The sequence below is a fragment of the Microcoleus sp. PH2017_34_RAT_O_A genome (assembly GCF_020737885.1).
GTDB lineage: Bacteria > Cyanobacteriota > Cyanobacteriia > Cyanobacteriales > Microcoleaceae > Microcoleus.
Genome location: NZ_JAEQDD010000159.1, coordinates 1 through 8,678 on the forward strand (window position 1 = coordinate 1; position 8,678 = coordinate 8,678).

At 43.3% G+C, this 8,678-nt stretch carries 15 protein-coding genes; all 15 read right to left on the reverse strand.

The features are described 5' to 3' along the window. Window positions 1-136 precede the first annotated feature (136 nt). Window positions 137-424 carry a type II toxin-antitoxin system Phd/YefM family antitoxin gene (locus JGK11_RS31490; protein WP_293186934.1) on the reverse strand — a complete coding sequence of 96 codons (288 nt, stop codon included), beginning with the start codon at window positions 422-424 and terminating at the stop codon, window positions 137-139. A gap of 129 nt (window positions 425-553) precedes the next feature. Next, on the reverse strand, window positions 554-796 hold the full coding sequence (locus JGK11_RS31495; RefSeq protein WP_293186924.1) for a hypothetical protein: 243 nt from the start codon (window positions 794-796) through the stop codon (window positions 554-556). A gap of 450 nt (window positions 797-1,246) precedes the next feature. Continuing rightward, window positions 1,247-2,002, reverse strand: coding sequence for an SDR family oxidoreductase (locus JGK11_RS31500; protein WP_293186925.1), 756 nt, complete (start codon window positions 2,000-2,002; stop codon window positions 1,247-1,249). Window positions 2,003-2,083: 81 nt separating this feature from the next. Further along, on the reverse strand, window positions 2,084-3,634 hold the full coding sequence (locus tag JGK11_RS31505; protein WP_293214336.1) for an ATP-binding protein: 1,551 nt from the start codon (window positions 3,632-3,634) through the stop codon (window positions 2,084-2,086). 268 nt (window positions 3,635-3,902) lie between these two features. Further along, the gene (locus JGK11_RS31510; protein ID WP_293214338.1) at window positions 3,903-4,568 is read right to left on the reverse strand and encodes a DUF4145 domain-containing protein; all 666 of its coding nucleotides are present in this window, start codon (window positions 4,566-4,568) and stop codon (window positions 3,903-3,905) included. A 396-nt stretch (window positions 4,569-4,964) separates the two neighbouring features. Next, window positions 4,965-5,297, reverse strand: a complete 333-nt coding sequence (locus JGK11_RS31515) for a DUF5615 family PIN-like protein (protein WP_293214340.1) — start codon at window positions 5,295-5,297, stop codon at window positions 4,965-4,967. Next, window positions 5,294-5,524 carry a DUF433 domain-containing protein gene (locus JGK11_RS31520; protein WP_096829650.1) on the reverse strand — a complete coding sequence of 77 codons (231 nt, stop codon included), beginning with the start codon at window positions 5,522-5,524 and terminating at the stop codon, window positions 5,294-5,296. The genes JGK11_RS31515 and JGK11_RS31520 overlap by 4 nt, the downstream gene beginning before the upstream one ends. Continuing rightward, on the reverse strand, window positions 5,521-5,673 hold the full coding sequence (locus JGK11_RS31525) for a hypothetical protein (RefSeq protein WP_293214342.1): 153 nt from the start codon (window positions 5,671-5,673) through the stop codon (window positions 5,521-5,523). Before JGK11_RS31525 ends, JGK11_RS31520 begins: the two co-directional genes overlap by 4 nt. Continuing rightward, complete coding sequence (locus JGK11_RS31530) at window positions 5,642-5,830, reverse strand: hypothetical protein (RefSeq protein ID WP_293214344.1); 189 nt, start codon at window positions 5,828-5,830, stop codon at window positions 5,642-5,644. The genes JGK11_RS31525 and JGK11_RS31530 overlap by 32 nt, the downstream gene beginning before the upstream one ends. 42 nt (window positions 5,831-5,872) lie before the next feature. Then, window positions 5,873-6,073 carry a type II toxin-antitoxin system VapB family antitoxin gene (locus JGK11_RS31535; RefSeq protein ID WP_293193923.1) on the reverse strand — a complete coding sequence of 67 codons (201 nt, stop codon included), beginning with the start codon at window positions 6,071-6,073 and terminating at the stop codon, window positions 5,873-5,875. A 125-nt stretch (window positions 6,074-6,198) separates the two neighbouring features. After that, window positions 6,199-6,480 carry a hypothetical protein gene (locus JGK11_RS31540; protein WP_293199268.1) on the reverse strand — a complete coding sequence of 94 codons (282 nt, stop codon included), beginning with the start codon at window positions 6,478-6,480 and terminating at the stop codon, window positions 6,199-6,201. Next, window positions 6,477-7,028 (reverse strand): DUF6036 family nucleotidyltransferase, encoded by a 552-nt coding sequence (locus tag JGK11_RS31545; protein WP_293186935.1) that lies wholly within the window; start codon window positions 7,026-7,028, stop codon window positions 6,477-6,479. Before JGK11_RS31545 ends, JGK11_RS31540 begins: the two co-directional genes overlap by 4 nt. An 82-nt stretch (window positions 7,029-7,110) precedes the next feature. Beyond that, window positions 7,111-7,689 (reverse strand): Uma2 family endonuclease, encoded by a 579-nt coding sequence (locus JGK11_RS31550; protein WP_293186931.1) that lies wholly within the window; start codon window positions 7,687-7,689, stop codon window positions 7,111-7,113. An 82-nt stretch (window positions 7,690-7,771) separates the two neighbouring features. Then, window positions 7,772-8,356, reverse strand: coding sequence for a Uma2 family endonuclease (locus tag JGK11_RS31555; protein ID WP_293199264.1), 585 nt, complete (start codon window positions 8,354-8,356; stop codon window positions 7,772-7,774). A gap of 36 nt (window positions 8,357-8,392) precedes the next feature. After that, window positions 8,393-8,678: type II toxin-antitoxin system RelE/ParE family toxin (locus tag JGK11_RS31560; protein WP_293186933.1), on the reverse strand; the 286-nt coding region annotated here is incomplete at its 5' end.

The following is an 8,678-nucleotide window of genomic DNA, read 5'->3' on the forward strand; positions in this document are numbered from 1 at the left end:
ACAACGACTAGGAAAGCTTTCCAGTTTGAGCATTATTTCATAACAGCCCCTAACCCAACGATAGGATTTTTCAGGAGCATTGAGCTTGAGCCACAAAAATATATTTTCTATGTCATGAATAGCAGTAGGAGATATCTCAACTCGGTAGGTCATATTTTTTTTGAAGCTCTTCAAAAGCTTGATGAATAGAAACCCCTTCGCCTCGATCGAATTCCCCTAAGCTTTGACGAATACCTGCAAGAGTTTCAAGAAGTTCTAACCGATTAAGTAGTTTTTCATAACTTTCCGCATCCTGAAGCACAGCAACCGCTTTACCATTAATGGTAATTACGATTGGTGTTTTATCTATTTCAAACTGATGAAGCAACTCAGGAGCTTCCTGTTGAAATTGGTTCAGGGGACGGCTACGGGAGAGGTTAAGCATGGTGTTCACTTTTTTTGAGTGTTGTTAACAATTTAGCAAAAGTTATTTTTTATTGCCTAAATTATAAAAGCACCAATTTTCTGTATGTCAAACTCTCGATCGAGCTTCCAAATCATCTCCAAGGTGACTCTATTCCGTCCGTTCCACTGTGCTGTTAGCTGGCTGGCTACTAGGCGATGCTTCTAATTTCTGCCGAATTGCGGCCTGAATTTTTGCGTCAAAATCGGGATCGCTTGGGCTTGCAATGATTGATTTCGGACGCTGACTGAACCTGTCTAAATATGCCTGACAAGCAGCTCGATCTTGGCGATTTTCCAGAAAGTACCGTCTCAATTCGGCATCGCTCATAGCCTCAAAATTCACTTGGCTCATCAGAATACCTCCCCATTCGGTACAATTTCAAACTCAAGGTCTTCACCATATCCAGCTAGAACGTATACGTTTCGAGTACGACGATCTATACAAACCAGATGAATCGGTTGCAACATGATGAACGTCAACTGATAGCTGACGCGATATAAACTCTCTAACTGAGCAGTAGTTGGCATTTCGGTCACTCACTCCACCTACTGTCTATTTTAACTGTTCCGAGTTCAAATGAACTCATCAGTTTACTTTACTGTTGTTGGAATGGCGTTCTATTGTGGTTAAGCGGGGGTTTGTGCTACTCATAAGGCGGAAAGGAGAATCTTCGCCGGAATCCTTAATTCTCGATCGAGATTCCGAATCATCTCCAAAGTCAGGGAGTGTTTGCGAGATAACGACCCCATTTTAGCTTGGGGAATTGTCTTAAGCAGCCTAAAAAACCTCACGTTCTCAAGGTTACTGAAGACCACCATTACTATAAATCAGTTGTCTGTTGATCCATCCGCCTTCTTTGGAACACAGAAATCTGACTAGATTAGCGCAATCCTGTGGCATACCGACACGATCCAACAGAGTGATGGATTGCACATCAGTTTTGAGTGCTTCGGACATCCAGCCAGTATCAGTCGCACCTGGATTTATTACGTTCGCAGTGATGCCCAGCGACCTAAATTCCTGTGCCGAAGCGAGTACGATCCGATCCATAGCACCCTTGCTGGCACCATAGGGGAGATTGCCTGCGGTATGGTCGCTGGTAATCGAAACAATACGACCAGATCCAGTTTCCCCTCGGAATCTCTGACCAAACTCTTTGATCAATAGCCAAGTAGCACGGGCATTGACGGCAAAGTGTAAGTCAAAGCTCTCAACTGACGTGGATAGAATATCACTATCAACTGAATGGCAATGAGCAATAACCATTGCCGTAACGTTTCCCAGGTCATGCTCAACAATATCGAATATGCGCGAAGCAGAATCAGTCAAGGATAAATCAACCTCGATCGCTGTGGAGCGCACACCGAATTGCTCAAGTTTGTGGCAAAGTGACTGAACCTCTTTCGGATCGCTGCCCCAAGGCATTGACGCATCGTATGGCTGCCAATAGGTCAGAGCGACATCCCAGCCTGATTTTGCTAATTCTTTGGCAATTGATGATCCGATGCCAATAGTCCGACTTGCACCAGTTATAAGAACTATTGGTCGCTGGGTCATACATTTCTCCACAAGTAAGAATGATAAGTCGATCGCACACCCTGGGCGATCGCCAAAATCGACACATTGATCGTAACTGCTTCACGCACGAATCACTGTAATTAACCGACCCATTGGGCTAGTCTGAATTTCAGTTTTCAGTCGTTCTTCTAACTCCGGTGCATTATCTCTGCGATCGAATATCACCAACCACCCTTCATCTTGTCCCAATCGAGCCAAATATCCATCTAACTGTTCCAACCCTTTACTCAACGGATCGACTTTCCGAGTCCGCCAAACCTTCAGTTCAATTCCTAATGTTACCTCACCATAACGCAGGCATAAATCCATTCTGTCGCGCCCGATCGCATATTCTCTCTCCAACGTTCCGCCACCATTAATCACCCGATGCAGAAACGCCATCAGCACTAAATGCGGCGCAATTTCGGGGTAAGACGCACTTTTGAGTAACGGTTCGCCATGTTGCAACCAAAATTCTAAAAAAGTTTTCAGTAAAGCCTGAGTATCTAATTTACCTTCTGATGTCAACCAACTCGGTGCAATTTGGGGCAGAGAGGCCATTGGAGTTACGGTGAGCACGCGGGGCAAAACTTCGCGATAAATTGGATTGGCGATCGTCAATCCACCCTGAACGTCCATCTTACACAAACCCAAATCGATTAAAAACTGAATATCATCATTGGGGATATTGCCGAGTTCCAAACCCGCCAACATCGGCTCGATAATTGCTTTGACTCGGTTTTCTCTGAGTCGTTCAGCCAAGCTATCTAAATGCGTATCTTGTCGTTTTATCAGAATTTCTTTAGCTTCTAAAATATGTTCTGGTGTAATTTCTATAGATTCATCTGTTACTAATTCTTCGACGATTTCTTTGGCTAAAGCATTCACCAACCAAGGTTGTCCTTGTGTTAATTCAAAAGCTAAGGCTACGGCTTCTGGTGTAAAAACTTGTCCGGTATCTTGGGTATGTTGCCCGTAGAGTTCTGCGACTTCTGAGGCATTAAAATTTCTGAGCGTAATCGATCGCACTTTAATATTAAACGGACTGGATGTATTTAGGCGATCGCTACCACCCGCAGCCACTTTGTAATCGCGAACATCCCGCAAACCGATTAAGCCCACCGATTGCGGAAACGCACGAGGACGAGAGGGATAACCATTGCGTAATTGACGCAAAACCGATAGCAATACTTCATTTTGGAGCGAATCAATTTCATCGATGAAGACTACTAAAGGGCGAGGTGAAGTTTGTGCCCACTGCCGCAAGGTTTCTTCAATTCCTTGTCCCACCTCCATTTCTTGTTTTGGTGGTGGCTGGAGCTCCGGTGGCAAATAGACTCGCGCCTCACTTCGCCAAGAACTTAAAATGACCGCTTGGGCTTGTTGTGGATTGTCATTAAAGGGCGAACCTAACTCCACGGAAACCACGATCGCAGTGTACTGTCCGCTGTCAGTGAGTTGCTTGGCCAAAGCCAGCATTGCCGTGGTTTTACCAATTTGTCGGGGTGCGTGGATGACAAAATAGCTTTGCTGAGCAATCAGTCGCTCTAAATTCGGGAGGCGTCGGGTTGCCGGCAACATATAGTGAATGTTATCGCGGCAAGGGCCAGCGGTATTGAACCAACGTGGCATAGGTCAACTGGGGCGAATGGGGCTGCTCTCAGTTTACTTTACTGTTGTTGGAATGGGGTTCTATTGTTGTTAAGTGGGGTTTGTACCGACTCATCGGGTGGAAATGAGAATCTTAGGCGGAATTATTAATTATCGATCGAGCTTCCGAACCATCTCCAAAGTCATACAGCATTTACGAGATAACGTTCCTAGTCAGCGGCTGCCAGGAACTTTGCGATGACACAGAGGCTCTAGTAAGTCCGCTGCACTAGGGTTGTTATGCCGCTGTTTACTGTTCCGATAAAGGTATTTTACTCTTTAACTCCTTCAATGTTTCCGCAGCTTCTTGCTGACGATACCTGTCAAAATATAATCTCTCAAGAACATAATTTACTAATGTGAGTAAATTTTCTGCATCTTGCGCTTTCACTTGCTTTGCAAAAGCAAGATGATCTGAATGTGCGCCTTCATTGCCAAGATCTTTTATACCGTTGATGATTGTTTGTAATTCTTCTGGCATTTTCTCCTGCTTAAATAATTGAGAGAGCCTGTCATGTAATTTTATGAAATAGCTTTTGCCTTTATTGTTTGTGCTTTCAGTAGGTATTTTAAAGTCATTGCAAATTTCTTCTAACACTGCCCTGCACAAGATGAAGCTTGCTCGTGGTGATCTAGCAAGAACCGCTTCAGCCTGCTTAACTACCTCAGAAATAGACAGAGGAATTGAATCATGTAATTGCCTTGCAGGAGCATATAAAACAGACCGCCCATAACAACGGAACTGGGGTTCGTTTGGGTTCTGCTCATCCTCTTCTTCAATACCTCCCGCACTGTAAAGAAGCACTGTTACAGAATCACAGGTCAAACAAGTGAGAATTTTAAAGACTTGAATTGTGTAATACGAGTTTTCTTCATTATCGTACAAGTGGTGCGAAAAAGCTTTTTCGCATTTCATTACACTGCCGCAATTGCATAATTCTTTACTTGACTCAACCTCACAGTCATACATTGCTAACCTCTAGTGTCCTTAATCAATAGAAAGCACTAACTTAACATTTATTTTTCTGATGACAAGTAACTTTTAAGTACCGTCCCAACCCAAGATTGAAGCGGCATAACTTATAATTGTATCGCAGTTGCAGTACAATACTGGATATAGTCGAATAATACCGCAGCTCGAGGATGTATGTCAACCCCTTCTTAACTCCCCATCAGAATCTCATTTCCTCGATCGAGTTCGCCGCACGATTTGACTCAATCACTTAAGCCGTCGCACTGAAAAAAGCTATCTTCATTATATTTTAGATTAGAGAGCATTTAGAATCGAGCTCACACTGGGGCGAGCTGTGCATTATGATAAAGCAAGCAGCGATAAACTCTCATCTTCATAAAATAATTCGATCGCGTTGAACTCCCGACGCAGCAAATTTTCAACTTGTGATGTCGAACAGTTTCCAAGTCGAAGCCAAATAACTTTCGGTGGATTCCCAAATACTAAGCTCAGGTCGTGCATATCCGCGTCTTTCGAGACAATCATCAAATCATTGTCTTTTGCATAATCCCAAACTATTGGGTCGATCGTTGCTTTCATGCCCACATCTCGAACATGAAGTGAATTTGGAAAAAGATCGCTCAAACGATTCGGCAACTTGGGCGACAAGTTTTCATCAAAAAGTAATTTCATGCGGATAAGGTAGCGGTCATAAACCGACGCTCACGGTCAGCAGCATAAGCTATACAAGCTTTTAAATCTTCTCGTGTCAAATCGGGAAAATCGTCGAGAATTTCTGCTTCGGTCATCTCGGAAGCCAGGTACTCAAGCACTTCATAAACTGTAATTCGCAAGCCGCGTACACAAGGCTTACCACCGCGTTTATTTGCTTCGATCGTGATGTGGTCTCGGTAGTTCATAAGAAACACTCGGTAATACTATTTTTCTGTGAAGCTACATAGAATGTATCCTTACCCCATGCGTCTTTGCGAATGTCGTCTAGGGTGATATTTTTTTGTTCCCAGATTCCGGCTAGCTCAAAAAAAGGATTGTTCTCGATCGGAGTCATCGTTTTTTTGTTCTATCGTTTGAGTTTGGCTGGCTTGAAATTCTAGAAATTCGATAAATTCAATAACTTTATTGCGTTGTTCTGGGGAAAAATGTTGGATTTTTTCGATCGCCATTTCTAGGCTTAACAATGGTTTCTCCTTGGTTGGTTTTGGCACTTACTATTCTAACGATTTACACAAACATTTTTCATAGCAAGCCTATTGTTCCGCATCCGTTCTCATGCGATCGAGGTCGCCGTCCCAGGCGAGTTTACCCCTTAGCGCCCGGAGGTTCTGTTGGTTTTTCATTTGGATCAACAGGTTCAGAGCCAGTTCGACAACTTCTTGTTGTGCTGTGAGTCCAGTCGCCTGGAGCGCATTAGTGATGAGGGAGTTATCGATTTCGATCGTGGTTTTCATAGGTATTTTGGGGTGAGTCTTATCGATCGCGCTTTCATCCAATTACAAGCGATCGCCCACCGGCAGCGATCGACATCTTTTTTTTTAATTAAATCCTTTTGTTACTGCCGATCGATCGCATATTCTCACATATAACGAAGTTCAAGTGCATTGCAAAAGCTACTCAAGCGATTCAGCAAAGCATTGTAGTAGGGATAAGCATCATCTCGTTCATCTTGAAGGCGGGCATAAAGAGTCAATTCTGGCTCTGCGGCCAGACGATCTTTAGGAACATCTAAGCCCGCTTCGGCTAGGCGAGTTGCCGCGATCGCGACTAACAATGACCCAATTGTATTAGTTTTACCATGATGAAGATCGTTCAGTCCAGGTAGAATTAGCTCTGCTCCCGGCAACTCATTTAAGTTCATAACTGTCCATCCTCTATGTTACTTTCAAAACGTTTGATGAAGTTCTCAACTCTGCTTCTGAGCGCATCAGGATTAAGAGAGGGAAATCGGATTAATTCGGGTGCAATACTCTCAAAACTATTACGCAGTTCTTCTAAGGAAAATAATTTCTGTTCGTACATGGCTTGAACATCTTTAATGTCCCGATCGAATCCCCTGGATATTTTGGAGAGTGCTTGGGCTATAAAGTCATAGTGATAAAACGAGATTTGACCGTATTTGCCAATGAAGATACTCCTGTCGCGCCACCCCGGAATTGTGGGTAAGAAATCCTGTGGGGAAGCCAGTTCGATATTAATATTCAATTCTTGTTTGATTTTGGCGATCGCACCAAAAATGCCTGGGGGTTCAGGATCTAGACGAATATCGATATCAATGGTCGAACTCCGCCATCCAATCAGTAGGGCACTAGCACCACCCGTAAAATAGATGCAGCCTGAACCCTGAGCCTCTCTGCCCAAGACTTGCATCAGTCGTTCTATCTTCTGAGAATCAACATTCGGACGCATATGCTGCACAAATATTTTAAACGGTAACAGATTTCTTAGAACTCTACATCAATATTATTACATCGCCCTCTTAATAATAAATTCAAGATTGCTGCTCGAAAACAATTTCTTCATAAAATTGCTCGATCGCCAAACTCAACCCAATACTTCTAAGCTCCACGCGATCGCCCGATCGATAGCTCAGAATCAACCAATCCCCTGCATCATTTTTATGATAAATATCGATCGCCATCTCATCCGAACTCACCAACACATAATCAACCAAATTCGGGTTGCGGCGATATTTTTCAAACTTCTTGCCGCGATCGTAAGCCTCGGTACTATCCGATAAAACCTCAACAATCAAACAGGGATAGGTAATATATTGAGGGCTAGAATTATCTCGCCGATCGCAAGTGACACTCAGATCGGGATAGGTATAGTTGCGAGTATTGAGGATATTTACGCGGCAGTCAGAATTGTATGTTTTACAACCACTACCCCGCAGATGGGGCTTGATCGTCACTAAAAAGTTTCCCGCGATCGCACTATGATTTTGCGTGCCCCCACTCATCGCACATACGCGACCATCGATTAGCTCGTGCCTTTCTAATTGTTGCTCCTCCCAAGCAAAATACTCTTCAGGCGTAAAGTACCGCTCCTGCTCTCTAGCTGCAATCATAACAATCTCCTAATTTAAAAGTAGTAATACCAACACGCTCACCGGACGTAAATCACCTTATTTTTATGATATATGTCAACTTTTAAGGTGTTGTTTCTGGGGTGAGGTCGAGGTTGCGATAGACTTGTTCGATCGCAAAACTAAGATTGATGCTTTTTAGTTCGATAGTGTCACCTTCTTTGTAGTTAATAATGATCCATTCACCAGCATCATTTTTATGATACAAATCCATTTCGATACTGGTGGAACTAACCAATAGATAATCTTGTAAGACAGGGTTGCTGCGATACATTCTAAATTTACCACCGCGATCGTAGGCCTCAGTGCTGGGAGAGAGAACTTCAACGATTAAGCAGGGGTAGGTAATGTATTGGGTTGTGGTTTTATCGCGATCGTCGCACGTTACACTTGCATCAGGATGGGTGTAGTTTTTGGTTCCGGCGATGTTGACTCTCAGATCGGAGTTTCCTGTTTCGCAACTGCTGTTTTCTAGATGATTGGAGAAGAGAGTTGTGAGTCTGACGGCAATGCGGCTATGGTTTACGCTGCCGCCGCTCATGGCGTACACTTGACCGTCGATATACTCATGCTTTTCTAGCTGCTTTTCTTCCCAAGCAAAGTATTCTTCTGGGGTTATGTGAGGAAAGTTTTCTTTGGCGGCGATCATTTTTTTAGGTAATGGGTAATGGAGTTTATTTCTATTTTACTCTTCTTCATCATTATCCAAAAGCTGTTTTAAAGAATCAAAATTTTGTTGAGAACTGTGACGAACGCGGTGAATTTCAACCATTCTAGTATTTTCATCTTCTACGATACTAAATAAAATACGATATTTCTTCTCATATAAAATTTGACGTATTTCCAGGTCGAAATACTCACTTTCTAATGCTAAGGGACAACGACTAGGAAAGCTTTCCAGTTTGAGCATTATTTCATAACAGCCCCTAACCCAACGATAGGATTTTTCAGGAGCATTGAGCTTGAGCCAC